Annotated in this window: 12 protein-coding genes; 6 read left to right on the top strand and 6 right to left on the bottom strand. The window is 38.1% G+C overall.

Annotated features, from left to right (window positions below; translation table 11 throughout):
- Positions 1-52: 52 nt before the first annotated feature.
- The 6 genes from A8B79_RS07105 to A8B79_RS07080 all read right to left on the bottom strand — a co-directional run bounded on the left by A8B79_RS07105 (position 53) and on the right by A8B79_RS07080 (position 9737).
- Positions 53-3127 (bottom strand): efflux RND transporter permease subunit, encoded by a 3075-nt coding sequence (locus A8B79_RS07105; RefSeq protein ID WP_066220164.1) that lies wholly within the window; start codon positions 3125-3127, stop codon positions 53-55.
- Positions 3128-3282: 155 nt separating this feature from the next.
- Positions 3283-4314, bottom strand: a complete 1032-nt coding sequence (locus tag A8B79_RS07100; RefSeq protein ID WP_066220161.1) for a hypothetical protein — start codon at positions 4312-4314, stop codon at positions 3283-3285.
- Between the two features lie 431 nt (positions 4315-4745).
- A complete protein-coding gene (locus A8B79_RS07095) occupies positions 4746-5906 on the bottom strand; it encodes a 6-bladed beta-propeller (RefSeq protein ID WP_066220158.1) in 1161 nt (386 codons plus the stop codon).
- A gap of 167 nt (positions 5907-6073) precedes the next feature.
- Positions 6074-7138 (bottom strand): hypothetical protein, encoded by a 1065-nt coding sequence (locus tag A8B79_RS07090; RefSeq protein WP_153038380.1) that lies wholly within the window; start codon positions 7136-7138, stop codon positions 6074-6076.
- A gap of 506 nt (positions 7139-7644) precedes the next feature.
- On the bottom strand, positions 7645-9150 hold the full coding sequence (rpoN, locus tag A8B79_RS07085; RefSeq protein ID WP_066220153.1) for an RNA polymerase factor sigma-54: 1506 nt from the start codon (positions 9148-9150) through the stop codon (positions 7645-7647).
- Positions 9151-9152: 2 nt separating this feature from the next.
- Positions 9153-9737, bottom strand: a complete 585-nt coding sequence (locus A8B79_RS07080) for a DUF3109 family protein (protein WP_066220151.1) — start codon at positions 9735-9737, stop codon at positions 9153-9155.
- 515 nt (positions 9738-10252) lie between these two features.
- Here A8B79_RS07080 and A8B79_RS07075 point away from each other — a divergent pair.
- The 6 genes from A8B79_RS07075 (at position 10253) to A8B79_RS07050 (ending at position 20548) form a co-directional block, all read left to right on the top strand.
- Positions 10253-12151: a mucoidy inhibitor MuiA family protein gene (locus A8B79_RS07075; RefSeq protein WP_066220149.1), complete on the top strand. Its 1899-nt coding sequence runs from the start codon at positions 10253-10255 to the stop codon at positions 12149-12151.
- Positions 12152-12219: 68 nt separating this feature from the next.
- Entirely contained in the window at positions 12220-13554 is a 1335-nt protein-coding gene (creD, locus tag A8B79_RS07070; protein ID WP_066220146.1) for a cell envelope integrity protein CreD, read from the top strand.
- Positions 13555-13712: 158 nt separating this feature from the next.
- Positions 13713-15035, top strand: a complete 1323-nt coding sequence (gene rsmB / locus A8B79_RS07065; protein ID WP_066220143.1) for a 16S rRNA (cytosine(967)-C(5))-methyltransferase RsmB — start codon at positions 13713-13715, stop codon at positions 15033-15035.
- A gap of 114 nt (positions 15036-15149) precedes the next feature.
- The gene (locus tag A8B79_RS07060; protein ID WP_076782548.1) at positions 15150-17828 is read left to right on the top strand and encodes a valine--tRNA ligase; all 2679 of its coding nucleotides are present in this window, start codon (positions 15150-15152) and stop codon (positions 17826-17828) included.
- A 46-nt stretch (positions 17829-17874) separates the two neighbouring features.
- Positions 17875-18234, top strand: coding sequence for a hypothetical protein (locus tag A8B79_RS07055; protein ID WP_066220140.1), 360 nt, complete (start codon positions 17875-17877; stop codon positions 18232-18234).
- Positions 18235-18244: 10 nt separating this feature from the next.
- Positions 18245-20548 (top strand): ATP-dependent helicase, encoded by a 2304-nt coding sequence (locus A8B79_RS07050; RefSeq protein WP_066220137.1) that lies wholly within the window; start codon positions 18245-18247, stop codon positions 20546-20548.
- The last annotated feature ends 19 nt before the right edge of the window (positions 20549-20567 follow it).

Here is a 20567-nt window from a genome sequence, read left to right as displayed (position 1 = left end):
ATACATTCTTAATTCTTAATTGACACATTCTTAATTCTTAATTGACACATTCTTAATTCTTAATTGACACATTCTTAATTGAACCATTCTTAATTCTCTTCCTCCCTTCAATCCATTTAAAAACCATTGGAATTAAATACAGAGTTAAAAGCGTGCTTGTTACCATCCCTCCCATCAAAGCAATTGCCAACGATTGTCTTAAAACATAGCCATCGCCGAACGGAATCAACATGGGGATCAGTCCTAAAATAGTTGTTAAACTGGTCATCACAACCGGACGGAATCTGTTTTTTCCTGCTTCTCTTACCGCTTCTTCCAGATTTCCGGTTTCTTCATAATAGCGTCGCATAAAATCCACTTTCAGGATGGAATCGTTTACCGCAATTCCGGTCAGGATCAGAATTCCCATAAAAGACAGTGCGTTTAAACTTACACCGCCAAGATAAAGTGCGAATACAGAACCAATCCAGGCAAATGGAATTGCCAGAATAATGATAAACGGATATTTTAGGTTTTCATACTGAATGGCAAGGATCAAATAGATCAACAGTACACTTATGGACAACAAAAGACCTAATTCTTTCAATAGGTTTATTAACTGAAGCGCGGTTCCTCCTATTTTGATTTCATGTCCTGTTCGTTGCATAAAATCATTTACCTGCTCTTGGATCTCATCCGAATTCCACCACCAATCCACAAAAGTAAAATCAGAATTGTATGTTAAGATCGCCGATTGTTCCAGCCGCTCTATCTGTTCTGCTTCATCTACAACGTTAATAATTGCAATTTCGGAAAGTGGAATCACTTTATTTTTTATGTTCAGCTTTATTTCCTGTGGATCTGTAAGATTTTCACCCTCTCCCAATAGCCGGATAGCAATTTGCTCATCCTGCCTGTTCCAGTCCGTTACATACATTCCCCGCGTTAGTGATTCCAGATAAGCAATTACATCCCGTTCACTGATCTCATAAAACAGCAAACGATCATTTTTAAGCTGTAATTGATAAGCTTCTACGGTCTGAGGAAATTTTTCTGAAAGTGACACTTCTTTAAAGCCCTTACTCATGTAATCTTCCAAAGCCAAACCGATCCTTTTACTGAAATTACGATCTATCCCAACTACACTGAACTGTACCGGGGCTTCTACAGATGAACTGCTCCCTCCAATACGTGAATCTCCTTGTTTACTGAACGACCACGTCTGATAAGTTTTCTGCAAGGATGAAAAAAGATCTTCAACCCGGTAAGCTTCCTGCCAGTTTTGTACCGGCACTGTGATCTTAAATTTATTGAGACCCTCATCCTGTATAGAACTTAAACTTGTGTTGTCGGTGTATCCACCAACCGACAGAATTTGAACAGAATCCGTCTCTCTTTTTATGAAATCTGTAATGGTTTTAGAAGCGTCTTTTGAAGATCGTAAAGAAGTATTTCCGGGTAGAGTTACCAGATATTCAACGCGTTCCGGTTCTCCTTCGGGCAAGGCATTTTTTTGAATATTTAAAAAAGCGAATCCGGCAATTACGCTTACTACTAAAGTAAAAAGAATAGGTAGAAGTGGTTTATTTATAGCCTTAGCTAAACTCCTCTCGTACTTTTGGATCACGGTGTCTAATCCGTAAGATATCCTCGAAAGAAAACCCGAAGTCCCTTTTCCACTGAATTGAACAACAAAAACCGGCAAGATCACTAAGGCAATCAGCAGTGATGAAAGTAAACTTATGGAAAGAGTGGCTGCAAGGTCCCTGAAAAAAGCACCCTCAAATCCACCCAAAAAAATGAGCGGAAGAAATACAGAAATAGTAGTAAACGTGGACGCTGTTACTGCCAATGCTATTTCTTTAGTCCCTTTGGATGCCGCTTCGTATTTATCTAATCCTTGTTTTTTATAACGATTGATATTCTCTAAAACCACAATGGAGTTATCCAGCAAAAGGCCGATCCCAAGAGTTAAACCACTCAGAGAAATGATATTCAATTGAATATCAAATAAATACATAATCACGAAAGTGAGAAAAATGCTGACAGGAATCGAAATCCCGATAGTAAAAGGGCTCCGAATATCATCCAGAAACAAAAACAGAACGATAAAAGCCAGTATTCCTCCAATGATCAGCGTTTGAAGCAGATTAGAAATGGAATTTTCGATGTACGTAGCGTCTTCACGGATGATCTGAATATCGAATTCAGGGTTTTGGGTTTTGATCTCGTTTACGGCATTCTGTAAAGTCTCAAACACTGTAACCGTATTGGCTCCGTATTCTTTTTTAACCAAAACATTCAAGACTTCCTGATTATCTAACAAAGCAAAAGAAGAAGGATCGGCTTCTCTGATCTCAACATCTGCAATTTCTGATAGTGTAAGTACGCGGCCGTTTGCCAATGAAATAACCGGAATCGATTCAATATCTTCGATGGTCTCAATTCGGCTTTGGATCTTTATTGCATAGCGATACCAGCCATCCCGAAGTTCCCCTGTGGAAGAAAACACGTTTGCATTGCTGATGATTTGCTGAACCTGAGTAAGTGTTAGCCCATAGCGATCCAATAATTTGGGATCGTAATTGATTTGTACTTCCGGTTCCACTTCTCCTACCAACAGTGCCTGCGCAATTCCATCCTGTTGCTCCAACCGACGCGTAAAAACTTGCTCTGCCCATCGCTTTGTAGCCAAGCGATTTCCGAAACTTTGGTTTTCTGCATCTTTTAAAGTGACTGCGATCGTAGCTATAGGCTCATCAGAAGCTGAAGAATATACCAGTTGAGGTCGTTCTGCATTTTGAGGAAGCAACGGTCTTGCCTGATCTAGTTTCTCCCTGACATTCAGAAATGCCAGATCCATATCCGTTCCCCATTTGAAAGTGAGGAAAATGAGACTTTGTCCCTGTCTGGAAAGACTTCGGGTTTCCTGAACTCCACGAACGGAGCCAAGCGTCCCTTCCAGCCGCTCATTGATTCGATATTCAACGTCAGCAGCGGGAGCACCTTTATATTCGGTACTGATTAACAGCGTGGGTGGGTTCACATTCGGAAGCAGCTCAATAGAAAGTCGTGACAGCGTAATCCCACCAAAAATGAGCACCGCTAAAACAAGAATAATAGAAGCTATTGGCTTTCGTAAGAGCAAACGAGATGATTAATTTATAGGCACTTAGGAGTATAGTATAAATTAATTGTATTTGAAAGCTTTTGAAAGAATTCCTAGTAGATTACATCTCATTCCAAACGCACCCTTCGGAACACTGTTATGAGGCCTTGTCTCTTTTGCATTCTCATTTGATACTAATAGCTATACTTTCTGAATACGGGCTTTTCCAGATCCCCTACTTTTTCTATAGTCAATATAGATCTCTCCTCTTCATATACATTGATTTTGTCAGGCACATCTATAGTTCGAAATGATTTAATATAAGAACCATCTTTGGAAGCATATACATCAATAAATGAAAAATCATTATCGCCATTGCTATATGGTATAACAAAAATGGATCCCTTTTTTACGTCAAAGTCTCTGGAAGAAAAGATTGCAGCAGGGCTTAAGCTGGTAGATCGACTATCATTGCTAATTACGGTAATATAATTAACCGATGTATCATAATTATCTAATGTAGATCTTGAATATATCTGTTCTCCATTTAGGTACTTTTTTATAAAAGGTTCGTAAGCTCCTAAATAATAAACAGTGTCTTTAACACTCTTAATATTTCCTTCTGTGCCAAAAGGATGTAAATCTTTTAAGTTTTCTTTAGCATAAGTATAATTTTTATCACCTAAGATTGTAATATTTTCTAGAAACCCATCTTTTAGATCATCAAAAAAAACTTCGTTCATTATATGCATAGAATTATCAGATGACAAACTTAGTCTATGTGGAATTTTTTCCTTTGTTTTAAATTCACGAATCAGATTACCATCATGATCAAATTGTAATATTTTTAATAGTTTATTATCCGCAACTACGATCATATCTTCGTTAGCATCAAAAGCCATGATATACTCAACCTCTTTAGGGCCTCTTCCTTCTTTTATTCTAAAAGACTTATTCAAATTCAGCGTAGTTTTATCCAAAAAAACTAATTCCGAACTTTCTTTTTTAGCAAGTAGGAAACTTGAATCAAGTTCAACGATGTTTTTATAGTTAAAAATATCTACATCATCTAAGTCTTTTTCGAATTCGAGATTAAGCTCACCAGACACCAAATTCCTTTGTTCCATATGTTGAACTTTAGTATCTAAAAAATGAGACTGTTCTTTCCTACTTTGACAAGAAATAAATTGTCCTAAAACGAGAAGTACTAAAAAGGCTTTTTTCATCTAAGTTTTTAAATTTGAAAAGGACACTTTATTGTGCCCTTTTATCTCTTCCAAACAAAATAAGTACAAGGGTAATATTGACGCTTATTTTGAAATCTATATTTTGTATGTCCTCCCTATTGTATTTACTTCAATTAAAATTAATTTAATCTTATATGCAAGTCATAGTTATACTTAGCTGATAGAGTTATGTTGTGTCCAAGCATATTTCTCTTAAATCTATGCTCACTTTCTCTTTCTTCTTACCCTCGTTCCGTACCTCCGGTGCGGAATGCCCCCGGAAGCTCTGCTTCCATTAGTAAAAAAGCTATTTCATGTGTATAGCGCCGATCCTGAAGGCTCTACTAGTTTAAAACCTACGTTACTAAATTATTATTGGAAAACAAGTAGGTCCACAGTCCGTTTGGTTGTGTTGATTATAATGCGGAAAATTATTCGTTCATTAGAATCTGATATTGGACCACTTCCTTTTCAAATGTTTTTGGATTTTCTTCAATAGTGTACAGCTTATTATTCCTAACGGTTTGAATTGGTTGATTTCTTGGCCATTCAAATTTATGTATTAGTTCCCCTGAGTTATCTAAAATCCACCATTCATATACTTCATCATTATCAACAATAGTTGAAACCCAAATACGATTTTCGTCATCAATAAACATATGATCTATCGCCGGCCAGATTTCAGGAAGGTTTTCTGCCTGCTCTATCATTTTTAAAGCTACTCCATCACCCAGATTGTATCCGTAATCCGTTTCCTTGTACCGATCTAAAACTTTACTCTTACTAAATATTCTATTCTCGAATTTATGTTCAATAGACCTTAAATAACCTCCGTTTGAATCATAAATATCGATCTTAAATTCTTTCGATTTCAATGCATATAAATATTCATCTTCTGAAATATCAAGAATTGTTTTTCCAAAAAAAGGAAAAGAATGTATAGCTATATATGGATACTCATCCTTCACTAAATAAGTTAAATTAGTGCGATCTTTCTGTTTGAAAATCGGCCCGGAAACAATTTTACCGAAAATATCCTGTACATAATACTTAATGTAACTTGTGCTGTCTTTATACTGATGTGGCGTTTTGTGGTAAGACACTAAAAAAGTCCCATCTTTTTGAGGAATCACTCTTTTGGGATAATGTCCTTTTAATTCTTCGTAATCGCCTCTGTTTTCAGCCAGGAGCTTTAGTGTATAATCGAATGAGAAATCCTGTAATGAAAAAACATGAGCTCTATGCGGAAAAAAGGTTTGGGTGTCTGTAATGAATAGTTTGTCTTGATGAATTTCTATTGAGGTATTAAAAGTAATAGCAGAAAATTCTCCCGGACCTTTACCTTCCCTGCCCATTGATTGGATATATGTACCATCAGGACTAAAAATGTGGATCGTTGTTTGAGTTCCGTCAGCGATAAAGACTTGTCCTTTAGCATCAACTGACAACGCAGTGACATCTCCTACAATTATTTCGTTGTTGGTCCCAAACTCAACTTGTTTTTGAAATTGTACGTCTGAATATTCGTTACCCTTTTTGGGTAAACCTGTTAGCAAAAGACTTACTAGAAAGGATGTAATTATTAATCTCATACTATACAGTATATCATTCTATGGATTAGAAGCAAATATCAATTAATAATAAACTTGACAATACGACTCTAGTTCGGAATGTGGTTTTGAGGCTCTGCCTTATCTTTTCAAGGTTTTTACTACATTCCAGAATTGAAATTAAGAAAGTTTGATTGGAGTCCTCATAATCATAAGTTTATCCAGAACAAATAATTATAATTATGTATGAAAACTCTTTCACCATCCGATCCAATTACCTTATTATAAATTCCGAAATACTTTTGATCAATTGATTCAGATGTAGGGTTGAATACCAATCTTTTAACAGGTTCATACATATCTGATTTATTCTTAGACAAAACTAACAACTCATTTCTTAGCCCTATAAATATATCCCCATTATCTACGACTTTAATATTTGTAATCGGGTTTCTCCCAAAATAACTTTTCCCCATTACTTCTTTCTCTATTTTCAATTGCCATGTATTGAGTGTATCAAAACTCGATTTAGAAAAAACAATCGTCTGCTTCGGTTCGAATTGATCATCAAATATAAATATCCAAGGAATAGCTGAATAAGCAGTAACTAAAACATTGTTATCATTAAATGAAAAATGTGTTCCATTAAGTGATCTTGGTTGATAACCTAATGGAACCAACCTTGGCATTAAAGTAGCTTTGTTTATATTAAAATCATCAATTTCCTTAACTATTATTAAGTCTCTAGCCCCATTGTATAGGGAGTTTTCTGATACAAAAAAGCTATCATTCACATAAAACTCATTTGAGTATATCTCTGTTTCAGTTCTAAAGAAATTAAGCTGCTGATCGTAAATATTTATCCTACGGTTTCCGCTATCCGACACATAGATATATTCCGAGTTTTCGTCTATGTGTCTTACATTGTTTACTTCTCCGGGACCTCTCCCTTCGTTTGCAAATGGTTTTGCTTCTTTCCCTTCAGTACTATAATTATATAGCCTTTTAGTACCCAAATCATAAAATACAAACCCATTAGTTACTTTAATGACAGAACCTAGTGTGGTAAGACTGTCAACTTCTTCGTCTAAATAGAACAGTATATTTTTAGCATCAATATTAATCTCAGTAATTGGTATATCATCTATGTTCACACTAGATACATTTACTTCATTAATAAAGGGCTCTAATTGTTTAAATGGCACCTCAATATCGTTATTGTTTGAAGTACAATTCATTAAGTATAAAACCAATACTATGTAATAGAATTTCATATAGAAGAGTTTATAGGTAAGAGAGAGAACCCGCACTAAGTTAATAAATAAATTTATAGACATTGTCCTCGTCCCGTACCTCCGGTGCGGAATGCCCCCGGAAGCTTTGCTTCCATTAGTAATAACTATTTCATGTGTATAACGCCGAGCTTGAAGGCTCTACTAGTTTAAATTCCTCAGTTACAGTTGGATCGTTCAAGCTTGTTAAGGAGTTTTTTGATCTAGTTAATGGAATCTAGGCTTCACAAAGATCCTGAAACAAGTTCAGGATGACCCTTCTTTTTATTGAGATTGAACAATCCCAATCAAACGATTTTCCTCGTTCCGAACGTCCCGTTCGGAATGCGGTTTTGAGGCTCTGCCTCATCTTTTTACCGCTTTTGCTACATTTCTGGAGCTGAGCTCCAACCGTTAGTTCCGCAGCGGAGCTACGGAACTAGGAAAATGGGCCTTACCAGATTACGCTGATGCAATCAGCGTAAAAGAAAATCAGCGCAATCAGTGATCTATATTTGTTTTCGAAGTCTTGCCACGGGCTCATTCAATTGCTCCCGATATTTGCTTACCGTTCTGCGGGCAACTTTATATCCCTTTTCATTGAGCTGATTTGCAAGATCCTGATCACTCATCGGACTTCGTTTATCTTCTTCATCAATAATAGTTTGAAGAATATTTTTAACCTCTCTGTTGGAAACCTCTTCCCCACTGTCCGTTTCCATTCCTTCATTAAAGAAATACTTTAGTTCATGCACTCCGAAATTGGTTTGCACATATTTCCCGTTTACTACTCTTGAGATCGTGGAGATATCCATCCCGATCCGCTCTGCAATATCTTTCAGGATCATAGGCTTCAGACTGTCGCCGTACTTGAAGAAATCTTCCTGAAGAGCAACCATGGTCTTCATCACATTCATCAACGTATTTTGTCGCTGTTTGATGGATTCAATGAACCAGTTAGCCGAATCGATCTTTCCTTTTATAAAATTCTGTGTTTGCTGATCCGGCTTCTCTCTTTTTTCTTTGATATCATTCCACATCTCTTTGTAGTCAGGGGAAATCCTAAGCGAGGGTGAATTTCTTTGATTCAGATTTATGAGGAATTCTCCTTTATCCAGATTCGATTCATCCGTATTTCTCCAGTACACTTCAAAATCGGGTTCAATGTAATTCTGGGATTCTTCCATTCCGGTTGATACTGCTCCGGGACGTGGATCCATTCCCTTGATCACATCAAAAGCGTCTTTTAGTTCTTCTTCTGATACATTGAATTTCTGAAGCAGTTTATTGAAGTGTTTCTTCTCAAAGGCTTGCCACGCATCTTTAACAATGTCGATAGCCAGCTCTCTTCCATCCAGTTCATTGGAGGATTGCTCTATCTGTACCAACAAACAATCCTGTAAACTCATAGATGCTATTCCGATGGGATCAAGCAACTGGATTTGCTTTCGGATTCGGTCTACATCTTCCACTTCCACATACACGCTGTGATTAAAAGCAATGTTGTCTGCCACAGCTTCAAGTTCTCGCCTGAAATAGCCGTCTTCGTCCAGCGATCCAAGGATCTGATCGGCTATCAATTCTTCTTCCTCGGTCAGATCTAGCAAACTCACCTGTTCTTCCAGTTCTTCCAAAAAGGATGCATGATAAGGATCGGGAAGATCCTGCCACTCCTGCATATCCGGATGTGTGGGAGTGGAATATGATTCTCCCTCAAATTCAGTATTGGTATCAAAATCATCCCAATCTACTTCGTGTTCTTCAAGCGTTTCCAGTCCGTCTTCTTTTTCCTGAGAAATCGGTTTTTCATCTTCAATTTCCACTCTCTCCTGACGAATTTCCCCCGGTTCCGCTTCTTCCAAAATGGGATTCAGTTCCAGCTCTTCTTTGATCCGTTGCTCCAGAGCTATAGTCGGTAACTGAAGCAACTTGATGAACTGTAATTGCTGTGGCGACAGTTTTTGCTGCTGCCCCAGTTGCTGCTTTTGGCTAATATTTTGTTGATTCCGAAGCATGCCTAGTCTACTTCCTGTTCTCGTATATAGTTACAAGCAGCTTTAAATTCGTCGTACCAATCTTCACCATAACGCCTGGTGAGTGGTTTTTCAAGAAAATCGGATAAATAAATTCCTTCTTTGCTTCCCTTGTCACATGCAGCCGAACACAAACTGTCTACATACTCGAAATTGGCGTAATCAAAGTCGGATATCTTCTTTAACCGTACCGGAAACAAGTGGCAACTCAATGGCTTTTCCCAGTCAATGCGTCCGTCAAAATAAGCTTGTTGGATGGAGCAATAAGACACATCGTCCTCACCGTATTTCACGAAAATGCATTCAGCTTCATTTACACAAGCGATCTCATATCCGGCTTTTTCACTTCCGATGACCACTCCATCTCGTTCGGCGACTTCTACCGCTTCCGGTCTCAGTTCATCTTTTAATAACCGATAGGCTTTATGTAATACAGGAATTTCGTCTTTTACAACAGGAGCTCCGGCATCTCCCACTACACAACATGCTCCTTTGCATCGCGGCAGATCGCATGCGAATTTCGTGGTTGCAATCTCTTCTGTAAGAATGGTGTCTTTGACTTTGAACATATCCAAAGATACAAATAGTGGATGGAATTTCTGTTGTTATTCATTAATGATTTTACCCTCACAAAACGCAGAGATAAATCCCATTCATTGCACCAATCGGACCAAAGTCCTCTCTGGTTAACTCGATGATCTTGAAACAATCAACAAATTCCATCAGGTTCACTAGCCAGGGATTCATCCCGCAGCTTTAAGAAACTATTCTAGTCTAAACTCCAACTTCCCTCCAATCGGACTGAAGTCCTCTCTGGTTAACTCGGTGACATTGAAACAATCAACAAATTCTATCAGGTTCACTAGCAAGGGATTTATCCCGCAGCTTTAAGAAACTATTCTTGTCTAAATCNNCATCTGGTTCACTAGCCAGGGATTTATCCCGCAGCTTTAAGAAAACGCATGCTCATTTTTTCTTCGTGAATCCCCGAAGCATACAACTAAGAATCTCGATAAAATTTATTTATGTAAAATATTACTGATTTCTTTTAAGTTAATGATCAAACTCAACCAAGTCTTCAGCTATGCTTTCATTGATTCTCCTATTGTTTACTATTTCGCCTTTTCAGCAAACCACATCAGATAGTGTGATCGTAAAATCAGAAATTGAAAATGTCACAGTTTTCAGGTCTCAGGCTCAAATTGAACGGGTTTCTGATGTTCAATTATCTCCCGGAAAAAATGTTGTAGTATTTACTGAATTGTCCGAATCAATGATTCCAAACAGTATTCAACTGAAAGGAAAAGATGCTTTTACTTTGCTCTCGATCACCCATCGTAATAATTTTATTGAGGAGACATCCAATAGTAAACTTGTTAATCAATTAACCTCACAAAGAGATAGTCTTCAGCGTTTGATTACATCAAAAAGAGCCCGAATAAATGTTATAAACAGCAATGTTTCTTTATTGAATTCAACCAATAACATTGCAAATAATCATAAACTATCGGCTTCAGAACTAGACGCTCTTCTGGATCTTAACTCAAAGCGATTATTGGAATTTGAAGAACAAAAGATCCTGCTTAATAATGAGATCAGTAACATTAATGATCGGGTTAGATTACTCAATAACCGAATACGGGAACAAGGCGGGAGTATCAGAAACAGGTTTAAAGAAGTAGTTGCTGAGATCGAAGTGGAATCCGCAAAAGAAATCGAATTTTCGCTTCAGTATTTGGTTTACAATTCCGGCTGGAATCCAAGCTACGATATTCGCTCGGAGAACATAAATGAACCTTTGGAATTCACTTATAAAGCCAACATTTATCAAAATACAGGATATGATTGGAATGATGTTCAATTTACCATCAACTCCGGCGATCCTTCTCAAAACGTGCAGAAACCGGAACTAGCTCCCAATTATGTAGGGTTTTACAATACCAGACAAAAGCCAAACAGAAGTTCCGGCGGAAACTCGGTAGCAACATTTAAACGCTCTGAAGATAATGGTCTGATTGAAGGAATAGTGATGGATCAAACTACAGGTGAGCCGTTACCCGGAGCAGTTGTGTTTATACCTGAACTCCAAAAAGGAATGAGTACCACTGTAGACGGTCTTTTTGAAATAGATAATGTTCCAAATGGCACCTATACGTTAAGGATCAATTATATTGGATATAAATCTTTGAATAAGAGATTCTCGGTAAATAATTCCGGACTAAACGTGTTTGCTTTATTAGCAGAAGATATTGTTGGTTTGGATGAAGTAGTTGTTACCGGCATTTCTGATCAATTACGTGGAAGAGTTTCCGGAGTTGCCATAGAGAATGAACAATTTGAAAGCTCAGCTCCAATTCAAAACCAAGAGATATCTAACCAAACTTCTTTCAGTTATAAAATAGAGCGTCCGTATTCGGTCCCTTCAGATGGCAAGGAACATACACTAGAGATCAAGAAAGAAACACCGCAAACTGACTACCTCTATGCATCGGTTCCGAAGTTGTCTTCCAATGCTTATCTGATAGGAAATTTAACGGATTGGGATGACCTGAACCTGATCGAGGGCGACGCAAATGTATATTTTGAAAACAGCTTTGTGGGTAGCACTTACTTAGATCCCTCTTCTCTTCTGGATACTTTGGAAATATCTCTCGGTAAAGATGAGCGCATTGTTATCGAAAGAAAAAAACTCAAAGACTTTGAAGAACGTCGCTTTTTCGGAAGTAAAACAAGAGAAAGTTTATCGTTTGAGATCAGCATCAGAAATACAAAATCTGAACCCATTGAAATCATAGTTGAAGATCAGATACCCGTTTCCACTGATGAAAGCATAAAGGTATCTCCTAAACAACTTTCCGGCGGAGAACTGGATGAACAAACCGGAATTATAAACTGGAAATTGAATCTGACACCGAATGAAACACGAAAAATAAAACTGAATTATCAAATTGAATATCCAAAAGGGAAAAGGATAAATCATTAATCTCAGGGAACTTCCTTGAAAATTAAAGGTACTAAAAGCTCACTAAAATAATATTAAATGGAGCTTTTATGCCTGAAAATAATCAAGAAGATGTACGTACTGACAGAGACTATTCTGTTCTGTGGAAAATGGGTACAATATTTGTAATTACACTCATTCTGCTGATACCCGCTTCACTGATCAAAGGGTTGGTTAATGAACGACAAAACACTAAATCAGAAGCAGTGGCTGAAGTCGGTGATAAATGGGGAACTGATCAAATAATTACCGGCCCTATACTGAGTATTCCCTACAAAACAAATCATTCAAATAGCTTTACCAATTACTTACACGTTCTTCCTGAAAGCTTGAATGTTAATGGAAAAATTATTCCCGAGACACTTAATAGGGGGATCTTTGAAGTTGCTGTTTACGATTCACAGTCGACTCTAACCGGACAGTTTCAGTTACCTGATCTTAAAAAACTGGAGATACAACCAGAAAACCTGATACTTGATCAGGCGAGGCTTAACCTTGGTATTTCTGATATGAAAGGTATTCAAGACGATGTAAAAGTGAAGTGGAACAATGCCGATATTTCTTTTGAACCCGGAATTAGCCACCTACATAAAGATGTTCTGAAAACCGGGATTTCAGCACCAATTGAGCTTTCACTTTCCCCCGTCGAACAAAACCTGAACAGCACTAATTTTCAAATTCAACTAAATATCAAAGGCAGCGAGAGCATCGCATTTGTACCTGTAGGAAAAGAAACGAACGTTCGTTTACTCTCTTCATGGAACTCTCCAAGTTTTAATGGCGATTTTGTTCCAAAAGAAAGAACCATAACGGAATCAGGGTTTAACGCGTCTTGGGTTGTAACTCATCTCAACAGAAACTTTCCTCAGTACTGGCAAAATTCCAGACCTGATCTGAACTCCGCTGCTTTTGGAGTTGATCTTTTTATTCCTGTGGATAATTATCAGAAATCTGAGCGCAGTATTAAATATGCTATTTTATTTATTGGATTAACATTTCTGGTCTTCTTTTTTATTGAAGTAAGAAATAAGCGCCCTGTCCATCCTGTTCAGTATTCCCTTATTGGGATTGCACTATGCTTCTTCTATTTATTACTCTTATCTGTTTCTGAACATCTGTCTTTCAATCTTTCCTATCTGATTGCCGGATCTTCAACCATAATTTTGGTTACCGGATTCACAAAATCAATACTAAAAAATACAAACCTTACCCTGATGATGGGCAGTATTCTGTCAACTCTTTACCTGTTTATCTTTATGCTTATACAGCTTGAAGAATATGCTTTGTTAACCGGAAGTGTAGGACTGTTTCTAATACTTGGGTTGATCATGTTCTTTTCGAGGAAAATCGACTGGTATAGATTAAATAATACAATGAAAATCTAAGTTCTAATTAGCAACTCCCCTCTTAATATTTTATCTTTAGGGATTCTACAAGCTGGCAAAAAACCAGCTTGTTTTATTTGACGCATTTATGCAACTAAAGGTGATTGGATCACCTTTTTTTATAAGCACCTAACTTGAATATTTAAATCCTGAGCATCTTGGAACCCGAATTATCAGCACGATCAGTCAGCGTAGAAATCTTAATTGAATTCGACCGTGAAAAAAACCTGGACTATTCACTTGCAAACGAGCTGGACACTCGTGAAAAAGCTCAGGTAAGAGAATACGTACAGAATATACTCCGAAAAAGAAGTTACCTAGATTTTATCATCGATCATTTCTCTTCAATCGGAATTGAAGAAATGAAGCCGGAACTTAAGAACATTCTTCGTCTTTCTATTTATGATATGCTGTTTATGGACAGCACTCCTGATTATGCCGCTATCAATGAAGCCGTTGAAATAGCTAAATTTATGCTCGGTTCTAAAACCGGCGACCTCGTAAATGCTATTCTCCGTAACATGCAACGTGAGGAAGGCGCTCTGCCAAAACCGGCTTTCAAAGACAGAACCAAATTAGTAGCTACTACTTTCTCTCATCCGGAGTGGCTGGTAGCCAGATGGAATAAACGTTTTGGAGAAAGAGAAGCGTTTCAGTTGTATCAGGCAAACAACAGCCGACCAAATTATTATGTTCGTGTAAATACGATCCGTACCAAGCCGGAAAATTTTGAGCTGCGTATGGAAAAAATGGGCATCGACTTTGAAGCAAGTGACTGGTTACCAAATTTCTATAAAGTAGATTCTGTTCAGCCGTTCATTGAAAAAGGCTTGTTTTCAAAAGGATTGTGCCACGTGCAGGATCTTGCAGCAGGATTTGCTCCGTTTATCTTAGATCCTCAGCCTGATGAGAAAATTTATGATCTCTGTGCTGCTCCCGGTACAAAATCAATTATGATCGCTGATCTGACTGAAGCTAAAAGTGATATCCTTTCTGTGGATATTTCAGCTGAAAGACTGGAGCTACTTGCAGAAAATGCGCTGAACTTTGGTGCTGAAAATATTAAAATTCGTCGCGGTGATATTCTGGAATTATCACTTCCTCTTGCGGATGCCGTTCTTTTAGACGCTCCTTGTACTGGAACCGGAGTATTGAGTAAACGTGCTGACCTTCGTTGGAGAAGAGACGAGCAAGGCCTTAAAAATGCAGTGGAACTTCAGGAGAAATTACTGGAAGAAGCAGCAAATATGGTAAAACTTGGCGGACGTTTAGTATACAGCACCTGTTCATTGGAGCCGGAAGAGAACATGGAGCAGATCCATAAGCTTCTGGAAAAAATGGACGATAACTTTGAGCTGCAACCGCTTGAGGATTTTGTTCCTGAAGAAATTCTTATTGAAGACGGTAAAGCGTATCAAACTTATCCTCACAAACACGGATGTGACGGACATTTTGGTGTATTATTGAAAAGAGTAAAGTAAGAAGAAGTGACAGAGTGATTTAGTTGCAAAGTAACAATGCACTCTGTCACTTTGATACTTAATAACTATGTCACCTAATTTTATAAAAGAGAAATTCCTTAATTAGTAGCTGAAGTGAGCGATTCAACGAACACAAAAAAAGAAATTCCCGCACAGTACGATCCTTCGCAAGTTGAAGACAAATGGTATCAGTATTGGATGGACAATAATTACTTCCATTCCACACCTGACGAAAGAGAACCATTTACAGTCGTAATTCCTCCTCCAAATGTAACCGGTGTTCTACACATGGGGCACATGTTGAACAATACCATTCAGGATGTATTGGTTCGTAAAGCCAGAATGCAAGGTTACAACGCCTGTTGGGTTCCCGGAACAGATCATGCTTCTATTGCCACTGAAGCAAAAGTAGTACGAAAGCTCCGTGAAAAAGGTGTTACCAAAAAAGATCTTACCCGTGACGAGTTCATGGAACATGCCTGGGAATGGACGCACGAACATGGCGGCATCATCCTTGAGCAACTTAAGAAATTAGGCGCCAGTTGTGATTGGGATCGCACCACTTTCACCATGGATGAGAAGTATTCTGAAAGTGTGATTGATACTTTTATCGATCTTTTTAACAAAGGAAAGATCTACCGTGGTGCCAGAATGATCAACTGGGATCCGGCTGCGAAAACAGCGCTCAGTGATGAAGAAGTAATTCATAAGGAAGTTAATTCCAAGCTGTATCACGTTCGCTACAAGATCGTTGACTCCGATGAATATGTAACTATTGCCACTACTCGTCCTGAAACTATTCTGGGCGATACTGCGGTTTGTATCAATCCTGATGATGAACGCTACACTCATCTTCACGGTAAAAAAGCGATCGTTCCGTTGGTAAATCGTGAAATTCCTATTATTCTGGATGACTACGTGGATATGGAATTCGGAACAGGTTGCCTGAAAGTAACTCCTGCTCACGATTTGAATGATTATGATCTGGGACAGCGACATAATCTGGAAACCATCAACATGATGAATGCCGATGGGACTGTCAGCGAAGAAGGCGAACTCTATATTGGAATGGACCGGTTTGATGTTCGTAAGCAGATCTCGAAAGATCTGGATGAAGCGGGCAATCTTGTTGAAGTAGAAGATTACAAGAACAAAGTTGGTTATTCTGAAAGAACGGACGCAGTTATTGAACCACGTCTTTCTCTTCAATGGTGGGTTGCAATGAAAGAGTTAAGCGAACCCGCTCTTGAAAATGTAATGAACGATAACATTCAGTTTCATCCGGAGAAATTCAAGAACACCTATCGTCATTGGATGGAAAACGTTCGTGACTGGTGTATTTCTCGTCAGCTTTGGTGGGGACACAGAATTCCTGCTTATTATTACGGCGAAGGTGATGATGACTTTGTTGTTGCTAAAACTTTGAAAGAAGCAGTAAAAGCTGCTAAAGAAAAATCCGGAAACAAAAAGCTTACAGCTGGTGACCTGAAACAGGAAGAAGATGTACTCGATACTTGGTTTTCATCATGGTTATGGCCTATTTCTGTGTTTGACGGATTCTATAAAAAAGATGAAGTAGATTACTACTACCCTACCAATGATCTGGTTACGGCTCCGGAGATCATGTTCTTCTGGGTAGCCAGAATGATCATTGCCGGATATGAATATCGCGGTGAATTACCATTCAAAAATGTGTATTACACCGGAATAGTTAGAGACAAACAAGGTCGCAAGATGAGCAAGAGTTTAGGAAACTCTCCTGATCCTTTAGAGCTTATCTCACAATATGGAGCGGATGGAATTCGGATGGGAATGTTATTTGCAACTCCTGCAGGAAACGACCTCCCCTTTGATTCGAAACTTTGTGAACAGGGAAGTAAATTCAGTAATAAGATCTGGAATGCATTCCGCTTTTTATCCATGAATATGGAAGAAGATGTGGAATACAATCCTACTACTGAAATAGATTCCGAAAATCTGGTTGACCGCTGGATGATGTCTCGAATCCATCAAACCATCAAAGAAGTTGAAGAGGATTTTCAGAACTATAAACTGAATGATGCTCTCAAGAAAGTATATTCATTGATCTGGGATGATTTCTGCGATTGGTACATCGAACTTGCTAAACCTGCGAATTACGGTGATAAGTTTGATAACGAACGACTCAATGTTGCATTAGGGATGTTTGAGCAATTGATGAAGCTACTCCATCCTTTTATGCCGTTTATCAGTGAAGAGATCTGGCAGCATATTGACGAAAGATCATCAGAAGAAGCATTGTGTATTTCAGATTGGCCTGAGTTCGATGACAGCAAGATCAATACTGAAGATGTAACTCTGTTCGAAAGTATGCAGGGAATGATTTCTGCGTTGAGAAATATCCGTTCAGAAATGGGTGTTTCACCTAAAAAAGACATTGAAGTACTTATTAAGACATCCAATGCTCAAAAAATTGAAGAAAACGAATGGATCCTCAGAAAGCTACAAGTTTTAAAGTCCTTGTTTATAGCTACTGATCTTAAAAAACCAAAAGCTTGTGCTTCTGCTCTTGTTGGAAATGATGAGATCTACGTTCAGATGTTTGATCTGGTTGATGTAGATAAAGAGATCGAAAGGATCCAAAAAGAAATACAACGAGTTGAAGGTTTCTTGAAAGGTGTAAACGGAAAGCTTAACAATTCGAATTTTGTAGACAACGCACCTGAAGCGGTTGTTCAAAATGAACGTAACAAAAAACGAGATGGTGAAGCCAATCTCGAAAAGCTTAAAGAACAGCTGAAAGATTTTCAGTAATTTAGCTCAGAACTATAAAATATAAATTCGGAGTGTTTTTCTGTTTATGAAAAACCTGTTGATCTTTTTACTAGCACTTTTAATTCTAAATGGTTGTTCATCTTCCGGAGATGATAGCTGTGCGGGTGAAATTATTGAGCTTGCACCACTTCCTGATATAGAACTTGTATTAGAGGAAAGCATTGATATAGATTTCTCCGAATATTTCGGTCAATCTGAAGATAAAATACTTAGCTTTAGAGCTTCCGAATCAAGTGGTTTCGTTGCTCTTAAGATTACTGATATTTCAGCAAATATCATTCGATTTAAAGCAATAAGAGACCTTAATACATCTGCTAATGTCATCATTTCTGATGGTTGCAATCAGAAAACAGATTCTTTTTTAATTGAGATAAGCTCAGAATAATTTTAGCTCGTTGAAAACTTTTACCCTACAATCTGAAGAACCTCAAGGAAAACCTGATTTCCTGAAAGGTCTTAACAAACAACAGAGAAAAGCTGTTACTCATACTAATGGACCGCTGTTAATTATAGCAGGTGCCGGTAGTGGTAAAACCCGGGTATTAACCTTTCGGATAGCTTACCTCCTTCAGCAATTTAAAGCTGCACCTAATGAAATTTTAGCTCTTACATTCACAAATAAAGCAGCTCGTGAAATGAAAGACAGGATCAAAGGATTGATCGGCGACAAAGCTTCCAAGCTCTGGATGGGTACCTTTCACTCTATTTTTTCAAAGATATTAAGGTTTGAGGCAGACAGGTTAGGCTATGGTAAAGACTTCACTATTTATGACACCAGTGATTCTGAAACAGTTATTAAACAGATCCTTCAGGAACTGAATTTTAATCCCAAGGAGATCAAGCCGAAAACTATCCGTAATAAGATCAGTGATGCAAAGAATCAACTTATCGATGCTGATACTTATCAAAACAAGTTTGTCGGCAGTACACTGGATGACATTACAGCACGAGTCTACAAGATCTACATCACGCGTTTAAAAGAAAGTAATGCCATGGATTTTGATGATCTGTTGATAAAGCCTATTCAACTGTTTGAAGAGTTTCCTGAAGTGCTGGAAGTGTATCAGAATCGCTTCAAATATATTATGATAGATGAGTATCAGGATACCAATCATGCTCAGTATAAGGTCACCAAAATGCTGGCTAAGAAGTACGGAAATATTTGCGTGGTTGGTGATGATGCACAAAGTATTTACTCGTTCCGTGGTGCTGATATTTCAAATATCCTGAATTTTCAGGAGGATTATGAGGATGCTGAAAGAGTTCCATTGGAACAAAACTATCGTTCCACAAAATCTATTCTTCAGTGTGCCGATTCTATCATCAAAAAGAACTCAAAGCAACTGGATAAAACTCTCTGGACCGAACAGGATTACGGCGATCCGGTTATTCTTTTGGATAACTATGATGAACGCGATGAAGCAAACAGAGTTGCCAGTTACATTCATGAGCTGAAAATAAGGCACGGATACAATAACAATGATTTTGCTATTCTTTATCGCACAAATTATCAATCCCGTGTTTTTGAAGAAGCACTGAGAAGACGTGATCTTGCTTATCAATTGGTTGGAGGTCTCTCCTTCTATCAACGTAAAGAGATCAAGGACGTACTTGCCTATCTGACTTTGTTGGTAAATCCAAACGATGAAACTAATCTCATCCGGATCATCAATGAGCCCTCAAGGGGAATTGGGAACAAATCAATTCAAGACCTTAGAAAAAAAGCACGCTCTGAAGGACGTTCTGTCTGGACCATTCTTCAGGATGTTGAAAACACAGATGTTTATAAACCGGCTAAAGTGCGCATTCGCGAATTTGTGGATATGATCAACCGGTTGCGTTCAGAAATGGAAAACGGTTTAAGTTTAACCGAATCGACCCGTGCAGTTCTGGAACAGTCGGGCTATGTAAAAGCTTTGGTTGAAGAAAATTCTCAACAATCTATGATGAGAAGAGATAACATCCTGGAATTCCAGAATGCGATCGCATATTATGAAAAAGGAAACTCTAATCCTTCTCTGAGTGCGTTTTTGCAGGAAATCAGCTTGATCACTGATGCTGATAAATTTGATGAGAATAAACCAGCCATTACACTTATGACTGTTCACGGTTCCAAAGGTCTGGAATTCCCTACTGTATTTGTAGTTGGGCTGGAAGAAAACCTCTTCCCTGTTGGAGCACGTGTTGGATTTGAAGTTGATATAGAAGAAGAACGTCGGTTGTTTTATGTTGCCATAACAAGAGCTGAAGAACGTTTATATTTCAGCCATGCCAGAAACAGGTATAAATTCGGAGAAGAACAACGACAGATTCGCTCCCGTTTTATCGATGAAGTTGATTCGGGAGTAGTTCGAACTGAAACCGGAGCAACTATCACTCAAAAAGCAGACCGATTTTCTTTGGATGAGTCTTCTTCATCCAATAAATCTACAGGTGCAACTTCTATAGAATATGATTGGGAAACACCCGTTAGTGGCAAGACTTACAAATCTGCCAGCGGAAATACTATTGAGTATGATCTGCAGGATGGAGACGATCCGTTTCAGGTTGGAGCTGTTGTTGAGCATGCAAAATTCGGCCCGGGAAAGATCATAAGCAGAACCGGATTAGGAATGGATACAAAAGTTGTTGTATTTTTCAAGTCAAGAGGACAAAAGAAGTTGATGCTGAAAGCAGCACCTCTTCAGGTAATAGGTTAGTAAAAGGACGGCTTTTAAT

Source organism: Balneola sp. EhC07 (assembly GCF_001650905.1).
Taxonomy (GTDB): Bacteria; Bacteroidota; Rhodothermia; order Balneolales; family Balneolaceae; genus Balneola.
This window is presented reverse-complemented; position numbering and strand designations above follow the sequence as displayed.

Bases quoted from the DNA above. Each gene is read 5' to 3' on its own strand.
- rpoN (WP_066220153.1), bottom strand. From the start codon at position 9,150: ATGCTTCGGAATCAACAAAATATTAGCCAAAAGCAGCAACTGGGGCAG.
- A8B79_RS07090 (WP_153038380.1), bottom strand. From the start codon at position 7,138: ATGAAATTCTATTACATAGTATTGGTTTTATACTTAATGAATTGTACT.
- A8B79_RS07080 (WP_066220151.1), bottom strand. From the start codon at position 9,737: ATGTTCAAAGTCAAAGACACCATTCTTACAGAAGAGATTGCAACCACG.
- creD (WP_066220146.1), top strand. From the start codon at position 12,220: ATGCCTGAAAATAATCAAGAAGATGTACGTACTGACAGAGACTATTCT.
- A8B79_RS07075 (WP_066220149.1), top strand. From the start codon at position 10,253: ATGCTTTCATTGATTCTCCTATTGTTTACTATTTCGCCTTTTCAGCAA.
- A8B79_RS07095 (WP_066220158.1), bottom strand. From the start codon at position 5,906: ATGAGATTAATAATTACATCCTTTCTAGTAAGTCTTTTGCTAACAGGT.
- A8B79_RS07055 (WP_066220140.1), top strand. From the start codon at position 17,875: ATGAAAAACCTGTTGATCTTTTTACTAGCACTTTTAATTCTAAATGGT.
- A8B79_RS07100 (WP_066220161.1), bottom strand. From the start codon at position 4,314: ATGAAAAAAGCCTTTTTAGTACTTCTCGTTTTAGGACAATTTATTTCT.